Below are 14,673 nucleotides of genomic sequence, written 5' to 3'. Positions count from 1 at the left end.
CGAGCGGCTCCGGGAGGCCGGAGACGCGCCGACGTACTTCGAGGTGCTCACGGCGCTCGCCCTCTCACACTTCGCGGCCGAGTCGGTCGACGTCGCCGTCCTCGAGGTCGGGATCGGCGGGCGCTACGACGCGACGAGCGCGGTCGATCCGATCGCGAGCGCAGTCACCAGCGTCAGCCTGGAGCACACGGATCTCCTCGGCGAGACGATCGAGGAGATCGCCCGCGACAAGGCCCAGGTCGCCCCCGCCGACGCCCCGCTGGTCACCGGCGCCGACGGGGCGGCCCTCGAGGCGATCCGGACGGAGACGGACGCGATCTCGGTCGGCGGCGACGGTGCCGACGTAATCGCGACCGAACACGGGCTCGACTCGCCCGTCGAGAGCGCGATCTCGATAACGACGCCGGAGTGGTCGGTCGAGACGAACCTCCCCCTTCCCGGCTCCCACCAGGCGACCAACGCCGGCGTCGCGGCGGTGCTGGCCGACCAGATCGCGTCGGTCGACCCCGAGGTGATCGCGCGCGGGCTCCGCAAGGCCCACTGGCCGGGCCGCTTCGAAGTCGTCTCGAGGTCGCCGATCGCGGTGTTAGACGGCGCGCACAACCCCGGCGCCTGCGAGACGCTCGCCGACCTCCTCGAGCGCTACGTGTACGACGACCTCCATCTGGTCTTCGGCGCCATGACCGAGAAGGACCACGAGGGGATGGTCGCGGCGCTCCCCGACCCCGACTCGGTCTTCCTCTGCCAGCCCAACGTCCCGCGGGCCGAATCGCTCTCGGTTCTCGCCGACGCCTTCGAGGGACGAGCGGGACGGATCGACCGCTCCGGGTCGGTCCTCGAGGCGACCGAGCGCGCGCTCTCGCGGGCCGACGAGGACGACCTCGTGCTCGTCGCCGGCTCGCTGTACGCGGTCGCGGAGGCCCGCGATCGGTGGTCCCGTCTCCAGGTGCCCAAGCGGACCGAGACGGAGTCGGAAGCCCGATCGGTGCTCGGTGGGATGGGCCTCGAGGAATCGGTCGTCGAGGCGACCGCCGAACGGGCCGTCGGCCGGACGGTCAAGACCTATCTGCGGGGACCCCAGGCCGATCGAATCCACGGGGTGTTCGAGGCGATCGGCGGCGACTGTACGCTCTCGCCGACCGAGACCTCCACCCGCCGCGTGACGACAGTGCTCTCGGGGACGAACGCCCAGTTCCGGGAGCTGATCGACGAACTCGCTGGCGACGAACTCGGGCTGGCTCACGTCTCGAGTCAGCTCCGGAGGATCGTCGACAACGCCGACCGTGGAAGAGACGGCGGACCGCTTCCCTGGGACCGGGAGACGGCCGTCATGGGCGTGTTGAACGTCACCCCCGACAGCTTCCACGACGGCGGCGAGTACGACGCGCTCGAGGACGCCGTCGCTCGCGCGGTGGCGATGGTCGAGGCGGGTGCCGACGTCGTCGACGTGGGCGGCGAGTCGACGCGGCCGGGCGCCGACCCCGTCCCGGTCGCCAAGGAGATCGACCGCGTCGTCCCCGTCGTCGAAGCGCTCGCCGACCTCGAGGTTCCCGTCTCTATCGACACGCGGAAGGCCGCCGTCGCCGACGCGGCCCTCGAGGCGGGGGCCGAAATCGTCAACGACGTCTCCGGGCTCGAGGACCCCGAGATGCGATTCGTCGCCGCCGACCACGACGCCACCCTCGTCGTCACGCACAGCCTGGATGCGCCGGTCGACCCCGATCGGAACGTCGCCTACGATGACGTCGTCGAGGAGGTCGTTTACGACCTCCAGGAGACGGTCCTCCTGGCGGAACGCGCCGGCCTCGAGCGCGATCGGATCGTCGTCGACCCTGGGTTCGGGTTCGGCAAGACTCCTGCCGATTGCTTCGAGTTACTCTCCCGACTGGACGAGTTTCGGGCGCTCGGCTGTCCGCTCATGGTCGGCCACTCCCGCAAGTCGATGTTCGAACGGGTCGGCTGCGAGCCCGGCAACCGGCTCCCGCCGACGGTTGCGGTCACGACGATGGCGGCCGAACGCGGCGCCGACGTCGTTCGGGTTCACGACGTCGTCGAGAACGACGCCGCGATCCGGACTGTTCGGGTGACTGACAGTCGGTAATTGCCGTCGATATCGGCTGGAACGACCCGAGAACCGACGATAAATACTCTTATGGGACTCCCCTGAGGAGTGTGTGACATGATCTCCCGATCCACCAGCGGTGGGCTTCCGAACAATCCAGTAATCACCAGAAAACGAGCCCCTCACGATCGTTCCGACCGCTGAGCGATGTCGATCACAGTCAAAGCGTACGCGGAACACGAGCACCTCGCGCTGGTGCCGACGTTACGACGGGCGGACGACCTCGAAATCAAGGTCCTCACGCAGGCCAACACCGATCCGGGATCGCAGGTCTTCCCGTTTCTCCTCGAGTACGACGACGTCGACGAACTCGAGGGGTTCCTCGAGGCGGATCCGACCGTCGGCGACTACTATCTGGTCGACGAGGGCGAGGACACCCACATCTACTACATCGAGCACTCGGTGGAGACGAAGCTGCTCAGTCCCGTCGTCACGCAGGTAAACGGGTTCATGTCATCCGCCGAGACGAAGTGTCGAGGCTGGTTCGTCACCCTCCACCTTCCCGATCGGGAGGCGCTGACCACGATCTGGGAGTACTCCGAGGAGGACGACGTGAGCTTCGACATCGTCGAGGTGTACGGCCGGGCTCGCAACGAGACCGGCGTCGCCTACGGGCTGACCGAGGAACAGGTCGAGGCGCTGACGGTGGCCTACGACTGCGGTTACTTCAGCGAGCCTCGAGAGATGGCGCTGAGCGACATCGCCGACGAGATTGGCCTCTCCTCGACGGCCATGAGCGGACGGCTCCGGCGCGGGATGCGGAACCTGATCTCCGCCGCGCTGCTGGACGGCGAGGACATCGAGTAAGAGTCCTTCCGACGCAGCTGTGAAACAGGGGCGAGCGACTACTCGCTCGAGGCGACGATCCCGTTTCGGAGCGTGCCGACGCCCTCGTAGGTGATCTCCACGGTGTCGCCGGGCTCGACCAGCCCCGGGTTCGCGGGGCTGCCGAAGGCGACGACGTCGCCGGGGCGGAACGTAAAGCGCTTCGAGAGGTAGGAGACGATCTCGTAGGGGTCGAACAGCATGAGCTCCGTGTTCGCGTCCTGGCGTCGCTCGTCGCCGATATCGGTGTGCATGTCGATCCCTCGCGGGTCGAGGTCGGTCTCGAGCCACGGTCCGAGCGGTCCGGAGCCGTCGAAGGCCTTTCTCGCCGTGCGGCCCTGCTGGTCGAGCGCGTCGACGTCGTTCATGATGGTGTAGCCGCGGACGACATCTGGGACCTCGTCCTCGGAAACGTCGTGACAGCGCTCGTCGATCACCGCGGCGAGTTCCCCGGCGTAGGTCAGCTCCTCGGTGAACTCGGGGTACTCGATCGGGTCCTCGTGAGCCAGCAGCGACGCCGGCGGTTTGATGAAGAAGTCGGGCTCCTCGGGGCGCTCGTACTCCATCTGGTCGAGCGTCTCGGCGTAGTTGCGCCCGACGCAGTACATCGCCGAGGGGTCGCAGGGCGGAAGGAGGTCGCCGTCGACGCCGACCTCGTACTCGGCGCCGTCGGCGCGAACGACGCCGTCCTCGTACTCGCCGGCTACCGGTCCGTCCGCCGTATCGATCCGTGCAAGTCGCATTGTCGGCGGTCTCGCGTCCAGCCGCGTAGCTCTACCGGTTTGGATTCGGACGTGTCGGCTCGACCCGTGTTACGCTTTTCCCGCTGCTCGTCGGAGCACGCTTTGCATGAGCGAGTACGACACCGACGTGTTAGTTTCGGCGGACTGGGTCGAAGACCGCCTCGAGGAGTTCCAGGCCGACGATCCCGACTACCGTCTCGTTGAAGTGAACAGCCCCGAGTCGCCCGACGAGGGAGACTTCCCCTCGCGGTACGACGAGGGCCACGTTCCGGGCGCGATCGGGATGCAGTGGGACGAGGACCTCTCCGATCAGGACCAGCGGGATATCCTCAAGAAGGACGACTTCGAGCGAGTCGTCGGCGATCACGGCATCGACGAGGAGTCAACGGTCGTCTTCTACGGGAACGGCTGGATCCCCAACTGGTTCGCCCTGTTCGCCTACTGGGAGTTCAAGTACTACGGCCACGAGGACGCCCGCGTCCTGGACGGCGGGAAGGACTACTGGGTGAACGAGGACTATCCGCTCACCGACGAGGAACCCGACTTCGACGCCGTCGAGTACACCGCGAAGGGCCCCTTCGAGAGCATCCGCGCCTACAAGGACGACGTCGACAAGGCCCGCGAGGCCGGCATCCCGATGGTCGACGTTCGCTCGCCCGAGGAGTTCTCGGGCGAGATCATCGCCCCCGAGGGGCTCCGGGAGACCGCCCAGCGCGGCGGGCACATCCCCGGCGCCTCGAACGTCCCGGTGAAGACGAACCTGCGCGACGACGGGCGGTTCAAGGAGCCGGACGAACTCGAGGCGCTGTACGCCGATTCGGGGATCGACGGCGACGAGTCGGTCGTCACCTACTGCCGGGTCGGCGAGCGCTCCGCCATCGCGTGGTTCGCCCTGCACGAGTTGCTGGGTTACGAGGACGTCCACAACTACGACGGCTCCTGGACCGAGTGGGGGAATTTGATTCGAGCGCCGATAGAGAAGGGGGAGAATTGAGCGAAGCGAAATTCTCCTAGAAAGCGAGCGGGGAACGGATGTGACCCGCGAGAAGGGCGAGGGTGAGTGAGTGCAGCGAACGAACCCTCGAAAATGCGAGCGGGGAGCGAAGCGACCCGCGAGAAGGGCGAGGGTGAGTGAGTGCAGCGAACGAACCCTCGAAAATGCGAGCGGGGAGCGAAGCGACCCGCGAGAAGGGCGAGGGTGAGTGAGTCGTGCGAGACTGGAGCTTTCACGGACCGCTCGAGAGCCGAGCGAAAAGCGGCTCGAGAACTCGCTTTTCGAGCGTGACGCGACGACGGCAGCTACCGTTGCTCGGTTGGCTCGTCGTCGACTTCCCACTCGAGCGTGACGGTGATCTCCTCGCGCTCGCCGCCGAGCATCGGCGAGCGTTCCTCGACCTCGATTCCGTACTCGAGCGTCGAGGACGGGGTCAACGCCAGGGTCTTGTTGCCGACGTGAACGTCGATCGGCCCCGCTCCCTGTCCGCGGATCTCCCGGGCGAGATCCTGCAGGAGGTCGGCTGCTTCCTCGCGCGAAACGTCCTCTTCGTGGTCCGTCGTTTCGGCCATGTGCGTGTTGTCCACCGTACGAACGGATATACGTTGGCGGCGAATTGGCAGGCCCGCTATCGTTAGCGAAGCACGTCCTCGAGGTTTCGGTACCGGATCGCCTCCCGCGCCGAGCGCTCGAGGTCGAACCGCTCGAACAGCTCGAGCTGCGGGACCGCCTGGCCGGGGTAGATGTAGTCGGTGCCGAAGATCAGCTGCTCCGAGTACGCCTCGAGGAACGCCTGCCCGAACGCGGGGTCCCGTGTCAGCGCGTTCCAGCCCGAGATCCCCGAGAGGTCGCCGTAGAGGTTGTCGTACCGCCCGAGCAGCTCCGGGACGCGACCGGGCTCGTCGACCTCGCCGTCGGGGTAATCCCCGAGATCGGCCTCCTCGACGTCGGCCGCGACGTGGGCCCACCAGCCGTGGGCGTGCGCGAGGAAGTCCACCTCCGGGAAGGAGGCGACCACGTCCTCGAGCCCCGGCAGGCCGACCTCGTCGATCATCGCCTTCTCGTCGGTGTGAAACAGGATCGGCAGCCCGTAGTCGGCGCACAGCTCGTAGATCCGTTCGGCGCGGGAATCGTCGATCGGGACGCCGGCTTTCAGCTCGCCGAACCCGCGGGCGCCGCGCTCGACGTACCGCTCGAGCAGCTCCTCGACGGCGTCCTCGCCGTAGACGAGCGTCCGGGGATCGATCGAACAGAACGGAATCAGTCGATCGGGGTAGGCCTCGACCTGGTCGAGGATCCACGGACTCGAGGCGAGCACGGGGTAGCTCTCGGGGGAGTCGAGCGCCAGCACGACCGCACGATCGATGCCGTTGTCGTCCATCCACGCCACCAGGCCATCAGCAGACAGCGGTTCCCGGCCCAGGGTCTCCTCGGGGATCAGGTGACAGTGGGTATCGAAGAGCGGACCGTCCTCGAGGTCGCCGTCCTGCCGTGTCTGCCCCTGGTCGGCGGCGCTGGCGGACCCGGCGCTGCCGATCACTCCGGCCGCGGCGATCCCCGCGGCTCCCTCGAGCGTTCGGCGTCGCGTCGTCCCTCGGTCGTCGGCTGTCGATCCGTCGTCCGCTCCGATCCCGTGTCTGACCATACGCGCCCTCCCACCGACGCCGTAAAAATCCCGAGGGTGACCGGTCGGTGTTCCGACCGGTCCCGTCGCGCTCTCCCGTCGTCGCGCGTCGATGGCGGCCGGTGGCCTTCGGCGCGTCCGTCCTGCATCGCTCCTCGAGCGACGTGGTTGCGAGCAAGCGTTATCATGCTATGTGTCCACGGTAGCCGTAGGGAGTATGAAGAAACTCATCAACGAACCGGATGCGGTCGTCGACGAGATGCTCGAGGGGATGGTCGCGGCCCATCCCGAACTACGGCGGCTCGAGGGAACCGAGGTCCTCGTCAGGGCCGACGCCCCGCTCGAGGGAAAGGTCGGCATCGTCTCGGGCGGCGGCAGCGGTCACGAGCCGACACACGCCGGGTACATCGGGGACGGGATGCTCGACGGGGCGGCCGCGGGCGAGGTATTTACGTCGCCGACGGCCGACCAGCTGAGCGAGATGATTCAGGCCTGCGACGGCGGCGAGGGGGTGTTCTGCGTCGTCAAGAACTACGAGGGCGACGTGATGAACTTCGAGACCGCGATCGAGATGGCCGAGATGGAGGCCGACACGGACGTCGGGTACGTCGTCGTCGACGACGACGTCGCCGTCGAGGACTCGCTGTACACGTCCGGCCGTCGTGGAGTCGCCGGGACGATCTTCGTCCACAAGGTCGCTGGCGCGGTGGCCCACCGGGGCGGCGATCTCGAGGAGATCGAACGCGTCGCCGAGAAGGTAAACGACCGCGTCGGAACGATGGGAACGGCGCTCACCTCCTGTGTCACCCCCGAGAAGGGCGAGCCGACGTTCGACCTCAGCGAGGACGAGATCGAACTCGGGATCGGCATCCACGGCGAGCCGGGGACCGAACGCACCGAGGTCATGTCGGCCGACGAGATCACCGACCACCTCGCGGAGGCCGTCCTCGAGGACCTCGAACTCGAGTCGGGTGCCGAGGTCGCGACGATCGTCAACGGGATGGGCGGAACGCCGCTGATGGAGCTGTACGTCGTCAACCGCCGGCTCCAGGCGCTGCTCGAGGATCGCGGGCTCGAGACCTGGAACGCCCGGGTCGGCGACTACATGACCTCGTTGGACATGATGGGGTGTTCGATCACGGTGCTCGAACTCGACGACGAGCTGAAGGAACTGCTCGCGTACCCGGCCGAAACCCCCGGGCTGACGGTGACGGAGGAGTGAGAGCGGGATGGATCGGGACACCCAGTCCGACGCGATCCGCGAGGCGGCCGAGGCGGCCGCGGACCGGATGGCCGAGGAGCGGACGCACCTGACCGACCTCGACTCCGCGATCGGCGACGCCGACCACGGCGCGAACATGAACCGCGGGTTCCAGGCCGCCCTGGAACGACTCGAGGACGCCGACGACGATCCCGCCGACCTCGTCAAGACGATCGGCGTCGCCCTCGTCTCGGAGGTCGGCGGGGCCGCCGGGCCGCTGTACGGCGGGTCGCTGATGAAGGCGAGTCAGGAGTTCGAGGAGGGGATCACCGCCGAGTCGTCGGTCGCGTTCGCCGAGCGCTACCTCGAGACGGTCGAGGAACGGGGCAAGGCGTCCGTCGGCGACAAGACGATGGTCGACGCGATCACGCCGGCCGTCCACACCTACAAGAAATCGATCGAGGTCGACGACTGCGACCCCCTCGAGGCGCTGGGGAAGGCCGTCGACGCCGCCGAGCGCGGCGTCGCGTTTACGACGCCGATACGCGCAAAAAAGGGTCGGGCCTCGTACCTCGGCTGGCGCTCCGTCGGCCACCAGGACCCCGGCGCGACGAGCACCCTCTACCTGCTCGAGGAGCTGTTCGGGGTCGCCGAGGCGTACCTGGACGGCGACGTCGAGATCGACGCCGAAGCCGACGTCGACCCCGAGGAACTCGAGGAGCCCGCCGTCGACGGAAACGGCGACGGGGGCTGCTGATGGTCGGCATCGTCGTGGTCTCACACAGCGAGCGAGCCGCCGAGGGGATCCGAGAGATCGCCCGGGAGATGGGCGGCGACGCCCGGATCGAGGCCGTCGGCGGAACCGAGGACGGCCGGATCGGAACGACGCCGGGACCGATCCGGGAGGCGGTCGAGGCGGCTGACGGGAGCGGCGAGGGCGTCGTCGTCCTCGTCGACCTCGGCAGCGCCGTGATGAACGCCGAACTCGCCCTCGAGGAGGCCGCCATCGACGAGGCGGTCGTCGCGGATGCGCCGGTCCTCGAGGGGGCGCTCAACGCGGCCGTCGCGGCGACGGCGCCGAACGCGACCGTCGCGGAGGTACGCGAGGCTGCGGAAGAGGCGGCGGGCGTCTCGAAACTGTAGTCGCGTGCGGCCGCCGACCACCGGGTGACCGTCAGCGCTCGACCAGGAGGAACGTCCGGGAGCCGCGACGCTCGAGGGAGACGCGGTCGGTCTCGAGGTTCGCGTCGACGTAGGTCTGGATCTCGTCGAGGTGTAGCGAGGAGACGTCGACCCGACGTCTGGGCGGCTCGACCGTCGCAGCGGCGTCGGTCGGCTCGGTTCGCTGGCTCCGGGCGTCGATCCGCACTACGGTCTGGGACATACCTATCGATCGGACGGACGGAACGTCAATCCGATCCGTCCGGAGTGAAAGTGAAAGTGCGGGAGGGCGACCGATCGTCGAATTCGATCGGTTCGCCGGGCTACTCGAGGGGTTTGACCGAAACGGTCGTCGAGCCATCGTGGGCCTCGAGCGCGACCGTCTCGACGATCGCCTCCCGCGCTCGCTCCCGCCACGCGTCGACCGCTTCGGCGTGTCGCTTTCGGATCCGCTCGGTTTCGTCCGACGACGCGCCCTCGAGTTCGTCTTCGAGGGTCGGGTAGCTCGCGACCGCGTCGTCCTCGAGAAGCGTCTCGGGCTGAACGTGAATCGCACCCGTCACGCGGGCGTCGTCGGCCCGATAGACGTGGATCCGGGCCCGCATCCGGCCGTGGAACGGCGGCGTCGCCCGGAGGACCGCCGCGCCGGGGTTCTCGCGTCCGTAGACGAAGGCGTCGACGACATCGTCCCTCGAGACGGCGATCGAACGAATCGTCGACGGGTCCGCATCGGCTGTCATCGATCGCCCGTAGGGGTGCCGCGGTGTTAACGGCGGCGGGTCGCCGTCGTCCGGCGCCGCTGGCCGGCGCGGTCGGACAGACCCGGCGATGGAATAGCTAGTCCTTGATGTGTCGGGCGACCGACGGTCCGGACGATGGAGATCCGGCGAGACGCAGGTGCGTCGAGCGTTGTCAGCGCCGCGGGGGAGCCGCCGATCTCGATCCCGTTCGACGACCCGATCCTCATCTTCGGGCTCGCGATGGTGATATTCCTGACCGTCCCGCTGGTACTCAAACGCTACCGACTTCCCGGGATCGTCGGGATCATCCTCGTCGGCGCGGCAATCGGCCCGAACGGCGTGTACCTGCTCGAGCGCGACGAGACGATCCAGCTGCTCGGCGAGGTCGGACTCGTCTACCTGATGTTCGTCGCGGGCCTCGAGATCAACCTCAACCAGTTCGTCGAGTACAAGGACCGCAGCGTCGTCTTCGGGCTGCTCTCCTTTCTCATCCCGCAGGTAGTCGGGACGGTCGTGGGCGTCTACCTCCTCGAGCTGACCGTCGCGGGGGCGTCGCTGTTCGCGGCCATCTTCGCCTCGCACACGCTACTCGCGTACCCCATCGTCAACCGTCTGGGAATCGCGACCAACGAGGCGGTGACCGCGACGATCGGCGGAACGATCCTGACCGACACCCTCGCCCTGCTCGTCCTCGCGGTCGTGATCGCCTCCACCGACGGGGCGCTCGACGCGGCGTTCTGGCTCCAGCTCGGGGTCGGACTGGCCGTCTTCTTCGTCGGCGTCTGGTTGCTCGTGCCCCGGCTGGGCCGGTGGTTCTTCCGCGGCTACACCGAGGAGAGCTACTTCGAGTTCCTGTTCGTGATGGCCGTCCTCTTTCTGTGTGCGTTCCTGGCCGAACTCGTCGGCGTCGAGCACATCGTCGGCGCGTTCCTCGCGGGACTCGCGCTCAACCGCCTGGTTCCGGAGACCGGGCCGCTGATGAACCGCATCGAGTTCGTCGGCAACGCACTCTTTATCCCCTTCTTCCTGCTGTCGGTCGGGATGCTCGTCGACGCCCGCGTCCTGTTCGCGGGCACCGACACGCTGGCCATCGCCGGCTCGCTGATCGTCATGGTGGTCACGACGAAGTACGCCGCGGCGTGGGTAACCGGACGGCTCTACGACTACGATCGCGACGAGGTCCGGAGCATGTTCGGTCTCTCGGTCGGACAGGCCGCCGCCGCGCTGGCGATCGTCCAGATCGGCTTCGACGCCGGCGTCCCCGGGTTCGGGCTCGAGATGATCAACGCGGTCGTGTTGATGATCCTCGTCGTCGCCCTCGTCAGCCCCGCCGTCGTCGAGCGCTCCGGCGGCGTCCTCGCCCGGAACCGCGAGCGGCGACCCTACGATCCCAGCGAGACGCCACAGCGGATCCTCGTTCCCGTTTCGAAGGACTCGCGGTACGCCGAGGCGCTGCTGGACCTCGCGTTTTCGATCCGCGACGCGCGCGCCGAGGAGCCCGTACACACGGTTTCGGTCGTTCGTCCGGACGCCGCCGCTCGAACGAGATCACGGGTCGCCGAGGCCGAGGCGCGCTTCGACGAACTCGAGGAGTACGCCGCGGGCGCCGAGGTGACGATCGAGAGCCACACGCGGATCGATCACAACGTCGCCTCAGGGATCGTCCGCTCGGCGCTCGAGAACCGGATCTCGACGCTCGTCATCGGCTGGGACGGCGCCGGCTCGCGGGAACAGCGGGTGTTCGGCCACACCATCGATCAGGTGCTGTGCCGAACCACTCAGCTGACGCTGGTCGGACGCGTTCGGGAACCGCTCAACACGACCCGTCGGCTCGTTCTGGTTCTCCCGCCGGGGATCGACCGCAACGACGGGTTTCCGGAGGCGGTGCGCACGGCGAAGCTCGTCGCCGAGCGAACCAGTGCGCCGATCCGCGTCCTCGCGGTCGACGGTGACCCCGAGCGACTCGAGGACGCGTTCGCGACCGTCGAACCGGACGTCCCCGAGGAGTTCGAGCCGGTGCCCGACTGGACGGCGCTTCGCTCGCGACTCCGTACGGAGACGCGTGACGACGATCTCGTCGTCTGTGTGAGCTCCCGCCGGGACGATCCCGGCTGGCATCCCGAACTGCAGACGCTGCCCAAGCGCATCTCCACGCTCACAGCGGGGAACTTCGTGATCATGTACCCCGCGACCGAGGAGCGCGAGGACGATCGGCGCTTCCTCCGGCTCGCGTAGCCCTCCCGGAACTGTTCCACGCGCTTTCACCCGCTTACGCGCGACGGAAGTCGAAAACGTATCACGGTAAGTGAGTTAATCGACAGGAAATAACGCTCTCCCGGGTAAAATCTAGCGCTCGACGTAAGTGACAAACCGCTGATTTGATCACGGGGTAGTGTGCATTTCCAACGGATGCCTGGAACGACTATCGTCAGGTGTTATGGGGGGACCGTCGATCAGGGGGATGTCGACCGCGCACTCGACTCCGTTTGCTTCACCGATCGCTACGATCGCGAAACGGTGGCTCGAACCACCGGAGTACGGATCGCACACACCGGGTACGAGGCGTATCCGACCGAAGTCGTCGAAACCGACGACCGGACGATCCTGCTCGAGGGACGGCTCTACGATCGCCGCGACACCGAGGCCGCCCTCGAGAACGTGGCGGCGTGGATCGACGAGGGTAACATCGATCGCCTCTCCAAGTGGGTAGCGACGCGGGACGGGGAGTTTCTCATCACCGTCGTCGACCGCTCGAGCGGGACCACCTGGGTCGTAAACGACGTTTTCGGACGGCTCCCGACCTATCGAGCCACGATCGGGGAGACGACGATCGTCACCCGCGAGCTCAAGGTCGTCCGTCGGCTCGCGGCCGCTCTTCGGGGGGCGGACATCGGTGTCGATCGGCTCGGTCTCGGACAGATGCTGCTGTTCGGCTACCCGCTGGGCACTCGAACGCCGTTCGACGAAATCAGCCAGCTGCCGCCGGGCTCGCTGCTCGAGGTCGAACACGACGAGGTCACGTCGCTTCACGAGTTCCGGTTCGACCGTCACGAGAACGACGGACGGAGCGTGAGCGACAACGCCCGCATCTTGAAGGATCGATTCGTCGAGGCGTGTCGTCGACGCGCCGGGGCGACCGAGACGTCGATCGTCTCGCTGAGCGGCGGACTCGACTCGCGCGCGGCGATCGCCGGCTACGATGCGGTGCTGGGCGACGTCGGCGAGGGAACGCTGCTCGCCGCGACGTCGGTACGGGAGGACGGCTCCAACGCCGACGAGGCCAACGTCGCCCGCGAGGTCGCCCACTCCCTCGGAGTGCCGTGGTCGTCGTACTTCGTCGACAGATCCGAGCGCCACCGGGAGGCGCTGCTGGAGATGAGCCAGGGGATGAACACCGTCGGGATGGCGCTCGGCCTGGATTTCGCCGAGCAGCTCGCCGCCGATCACCCGGGGGCGACCCTGGTGACCGGCGACGGCGGCGACAAGCTCTTCCCCGACCTGACCCCGCCGACGGCGGTCGACTCGAGGACGGACCTCGTCGAGACGCTCGTCCGAACGAACCGGCAGTTCGCGCCCGACGAGATCGAGGAGCTGATCGGACTCGAGCCGGGTCGGCTCGTGGACTCCGTCGGCGACCGGATCGCGTCCTACCCCGAAGCGACCCTCGAGGGGGCCCACGTTCACTTCCTGATCCGCGAGCGCGGGATCAACATGCTCAACCACGGCGAGGATCGGACCCGACACCACCTCTGGTCGACGACGCCGTTCTACGCGCCGGACTTGTTCGCGGCGGCGATGGCCTGTCCGCCCGAGCAGAAGGCGGGGACCGAGCTGTATCGCGAGTTTCTCTCCCTGCTCTCCCGGGAGCTCGCCGAGATCGAGTACGTCGACTTCGGCGTTCCGATCACCTCCGCCGAGTACAGGGCCAAGAAGTTCGCCTACGGCTGGCTCGGCGCTCGGCCCGGGCTGAAAGAACGGGTCCTCTCCCTGGTTCGGAGCCGGGGAGAGGCCGGGATCCACTCCCGACAGCTGCTCGCCGAGGCCGTCGCGGACGCCGACGGCGTCGGTCGCCGCTTCTCGGCCGAGGAGGTCCAGCGGATCGCGTGGGACGGGAGCGGACACCGCCCGCACCAGCGCTACCAGCTGGCGACTCTCGTCGCCGCCCTCGATCCGATCGAGCCGTCGCCCGAGCCGTCGATCAGGAGTCGGCCCGCGGTGCAGGGGCGCCACTGAGCGATCACCGACTACCGGTCGGGCTCGCCGTCGGCCGCCTCGAGCCCGGGCTCGAGCACCCGCGCCCGTACGTCGGTCGAGACGCCGTAGGCCGCGTCCTCGAGCGAGTCGGGACGCTCGACGTCGCCATCGGGTCCGTAGTGGGCCCGCAGCGAGGCGCGAACGGCGTCGCGAACGCAGGCTCGAGTCGCCGCGCCGACGGTCGTCGCGCTCCCTGAGAAGGCTGCGGGCTCGCCGTCCGGGTCGTGGCCGACGACGATCGCGTCCGTCGTCGTCCCCGGAAACCCCGTCTCGGCGAGCAGCGTCGCCGCCTTCGCCTCCGCGGCGACCGCGAGGAGGTTCGCCAGCGCGCCGTCGGCGAGCCCGCGATCGGCGTACACAATGACGTTGACGGTTCCCGCCGGCGAGTCGGCGTCCGAGCCGTCGTCGCTCGAGGCCCCGAGCGAGCCGCCCGACGGTTCCATCGGCAGCGCGGCCGGGTTCGAGACTCCCGCGGTCGCGTAGGCCGTCACCGGGCCGCAGTGTGCGCCCCGGGCGTCGGCGACGTCGACCCCCGTAAACAGTACGGGACCGCGATCCTCGAAGCCGGCTCGCTCGAGGCGCTCGTCGGCGTAGATTCCGAGATCGGTTCGTCCCCACCCCTCGGGCACCGAGACGTTGTACGCACAGTCGGCTCGCTGACGCCCGCCGTTCCACCCCGTCGAGAGCCACTCTGTCTCCGGTCGGGCGAGCCGTAAGACGCCGTCCCGTCTCCGACTCTCGAGGTGGGGCCCGTCGCTCACGGCGGACACCCCAGCGCCTCGATGAGCCGGTCGTTCGCCTCCCGATCCTTGACCGCCACCCGGACGTGGGAGTCCAGTCCCCGGAACGTCGTCGCGTCCCGGATCGCGACGCCCCGATCGCGGGCGCGCTCGAGAACCCCCGCCACGCTCCGATCGCCGACGTCGCACAGGAGGTAGGGGGCGTTCGAGGGGGCGACCTCGAAGCGGGCCGACAGCGCCTCCCGCATCCGCTCGCGCTCGCGGGCGAC

Annotated in this window: 14 protein-coding genes and 1 pseudogene; 8 read left to right on the top strand and 7 right to left on the bottom strand. The window is 68.2% G+C overall.

The genetic code is table 11. The annotated features are described in order from the left end of the window. Positions 1-2,101, top strand: a 2,101-nt coding sequence (gene folP / locus ACNA7R_RS15760; RefSeq protein WP_416284497.1) for a dihydropteroate synthase, incomplete at its 5' end; no start/stop codon positions are given. A 168-nt stretch (positions 2,102-2,269) separates the two neighbouring features. After that, positions 2,270-2,929 carry a helix-turn-helix domain-containing protein gene (locus tag ACNA7R_RS15755; RefSeq protein WP_416284496.1) on the top strand — a complete coding sequence of 220 codons (660 nt, stop codon included), beginning with the start codon at positions 2,270-2,272 and terminating at the stop codon, positions 2,927-2,929. A gap of 38 nt (positions 2,930-2,967) precedes the next feature. Here ACNA7R_RS15755 and ACNA7R_RS15750 read toward each other — a convergent pair whose 3' ends face one another. Further along, positions 2,968-3,690 (bottom strand): fumarylacetoacetate hydrolase family protein, encoded by a 723-nt coding sequence (locus ACNA7R_RS15750; protein ID WP_416284495.1) that lies wholly within the window; start codon positions 3,688-3,690, stop codon positions 2,968-2,970. Between the two features lie 106 nt (positions 3,691-3,796). Here ACNA7R_RS15750 and ACNA7R_RS15745 point away from each other — a divergent pair, with 106 nt between their 5' ends. Then, positions 3,797-4,684: a sulfurtransferase gene (locus tag ACNA7R_RS15745; RefSeq protein WP_416284494.1), complete on the top strand. Its 888-nt coding sequence runs from the start codon at positions 3,797-3,799 to the stop codon at positions 4,682-4,684. Between the two features lie 305 nt (positions 4,685-4,989). On the opposite strand, the gene ACNA7R_RS15740 is transcribed toward ACNA7R_RS15745, so the two are convergent. Together ACNA7R_RS15740 and ACNA7R_RS15735 are read right to left on the bottom strand one after the other, a co-directional pair. Further along, positions 4,990-5,256, bottom strand: coding sequence for an amphi-Trp domain-containing protein (locus ACNA7R_RS15740; protein ID WP_416284493.1), 267 nt, complete (start codon positions 5,254-5,256; stop codon positions 4,990-4,992). Positions 5,257-5,318: 62 nt separating this feature from the next. After that, on the bottom strand, positions 5,319-6,329 hold the full coding sequence (locus ACNA7R_RS15735; RefSeq protein WP_416284492.1) for an amidohydrolase family protein: 1,011 nt from the start codon (positions 6,327-6,329) through the stop codon (positions 5,319-5,321). A 196-nt stretch (positions 6,330-6,525) separates the two neighbouring features. Here ACNA7R_RS15735 and dhaK point away from each other — a divergent pair, with 196 nt between their 5' ends. The 3 genes from dhaK to dhaM are packed head-to-tail and all read left to right on the top strand — an operon-like array spanning position 6,526 to position 8,652. After that, a complete protein-coding gene (dhaK, locus tag ACNA7R_RS15730; RefSeq protein WP_416284491.1) occupies positions 6,526-7,530 on the top strand; it encodes a dihydroxyacetone kinase subunit DhaK in 1,005 nt (334 codons plus the stop codon). Between the two features lie 7 nt (positions 7,531-7,537). Continuing rightward, positions 7,538-8,266 (top strand): dihydroxyacetone kinase subunit DhaL, encoded by a 729-nt coding sequence (dhaL, locus tag ACNA7R_RS15725; RefSeq protein WP_416284490.1) that lies wholly within the window; start codon positions 7,538-7,540, stop codon positions 8,264-8,266. Next, positions 8,266-8,652: a dihydroxyacetone kinase phosphoryl donor subunit DhaM gene (gene dhaM, locus ACNA7R_RS15720; protein WP_416284489.1), complete on the top strand. Its 387-nt coding sequence runs from the start codon at positions 8,266-8,268 to the stop codon at positions 8,650-8,652. The genes dhaL and dhaM overlap by 1 nt, the downstream gene beginning before the upstream one ends. A gap of 31 nt (positions 8,653-8,683) precedes the next feature. Here the strand turns inward: dhaM and ACNA7R_RS15715 are convergent, their stop codons facing one another. Both ACNA7R_RS15715 and ACNA7R_RS15710 read right to left on the bottom strand, forming a co-directional pair. Then, positions 8,684-8,893: a hypothetical protein gene (locus ACNA7R_RS15715; protein ID WP_416284488.1), complete on the bottom strand. Its 210-nt coding sequence runs from the start codon at positions 8,891-8,893 to the stop codon at positions 8,684-8,686. Between the two features lie 100 nt (positions 8,894-8,993). After that, positions 8,994-9,410, bottom strand: a complete 417-nt coding sequence (locus tag ACNA7R_RS15710; protein WP_416284487.1) for a hypothetical protein — start codon at positions 9,408-9,410, stop codon at positions 8,994-8,996. 135 nt (positions 9,411-9,545) lie between these two features. Here ACNA7R_RS15710 and ACNA7R_RS15705 point away from each other — a divergent pair, with 135 nt between their 5' ends. Next, positions 9,546-11,645, top strand: coding sequence for a cation:proton antiporter (locus ACNA7R_RS15705; protein WP_416284486.1), 2,100 nt, complete (start codon positions 9,546-9,548; stop codon positions 11,643-11,645). Positions 11,646-11,927: 282 nt separating this feature from the next. Continuing rightward, positions 11,928-13,643, top strand: coding sequence for an asparagine synthase-related protein (locus tag ACNA7R_RS15700; protein ID WP_416284485.1), 1,716 nt, complete (start codon positions 11,928-11,930; stop codon positions 13,641-13,643). An 11-nt stretch (positions 13,644-13,654) separates the two neighbouring features. On the opposite strand, the gene ACNA7R_RS15695 is transcribed toward ACNA7R_RS15700, so the two are convergent. Beyond that, positions 13,655-14,434, bottom strand: a complete 780-nt coding sequence (locus ACNA7R_RS15695) for an adenosylcobinamide amidohydrolase (protein WP_416284484.1) — start codon at positions 14,432-14,434, stop codon at positions 13,655-13,657. Further along, positions 14,422-14,673 (bottom strand): annotated as a pseudogene (locus ACNA7R_RS15690) (threonine-phosphate decarboxylase); the annotation flags it as partial. The gene ACNA7R_RS15695 and the pseudogene ACNA7R_RS15690, both read right to left, overlap by 13 nt.

It is taken from the genome of Natronococcus sp. (assembly GCF_047921035.1).
GTDB lineage: Archaea > Halobacteriota > Halobacteria > Halobacteriales > Natrialbaceae > Natronococcus.
Note: the sequence above shows the minus strand (reverse complement) of the source record. Positions and strands in the feature narration are given on the sequence as shown.

Coding starts and splice junctions, on each gene's coding strand:
- ACNA7R_RS15735 (WP_416284492.1), bottom strand. CDS start 6,329: ATGGTCAGACACGGGATCGGAGCGGACGACGGATCGACAGCCGACGAC.
- ACNA7R_RS15740 (WP_416284493.1), bottom strand. CDS start 5,256: ATGGCCGAAACGACGGACCACGAAGAGGACGTTTCGCGCGAGGAAGCA.
- ACNA7R_RS15705 (WP_416284486.1), top strand. CDS start 9,546: ATGGAGATCCGGCGAGACGCAGGTGCGTCGAGCGTTGTCAGCGCCGCG.
- ACNA7R_RS15750 (WP_416284495.1), bottom strand. CDS start 3,690: ATGCGACTTGCACGGATCGATACGGCGGACGGACCGGTAGCCGGCGAG.
- ACNA7R_RS15710 (WP_416284487.1), bottom strand. CDS start 9,410: ATGACAGCCGATGCGGACCCGTCGACGATTCGTTCGATCGCCGTCTCG.
- dhaK (WP_416284491.1), top strand. CDS start 6,526: ATGAAGAAACTCATCAACGAACCGGATGCGGTCGTCGACGAGATGCTC.
- ACNA7R_RS15745 (WP_416284494.1), top strand. CDS start 3,797: ATGAGCGAGTACGACACCGACGTGTTAGTTTCGGCGGACTGGGTCGAA.
- ACNA7R_RS15715 (WP_416284488.1), bottom strand. CDS start 8,893: ATGTCCCAGACCGTAGTGCGGATCGACGCCCGGAGCCAGCGAACCGAG.
- dhaM (WP_416284489.1), top strand. CDS start 8,266: ATGGTCGGCATCGTCGTGGTCTCACACAGCGAGCGAGCCGCCGAGGGG.
- ACNA7R_RS15755 (WP_416284496.1), top strand. CDS start 2,270: ATGTCGATCACAGTCAAAGCGTACGCGGAACACGAGCACCTCGCGCTG.
- dhaL (WP_416284490.1), top strand. CDS start 7,538: ATGGATCGGGACACCCAGTCCGACGCGATCCGCGAGGCGGCCGAGGCG.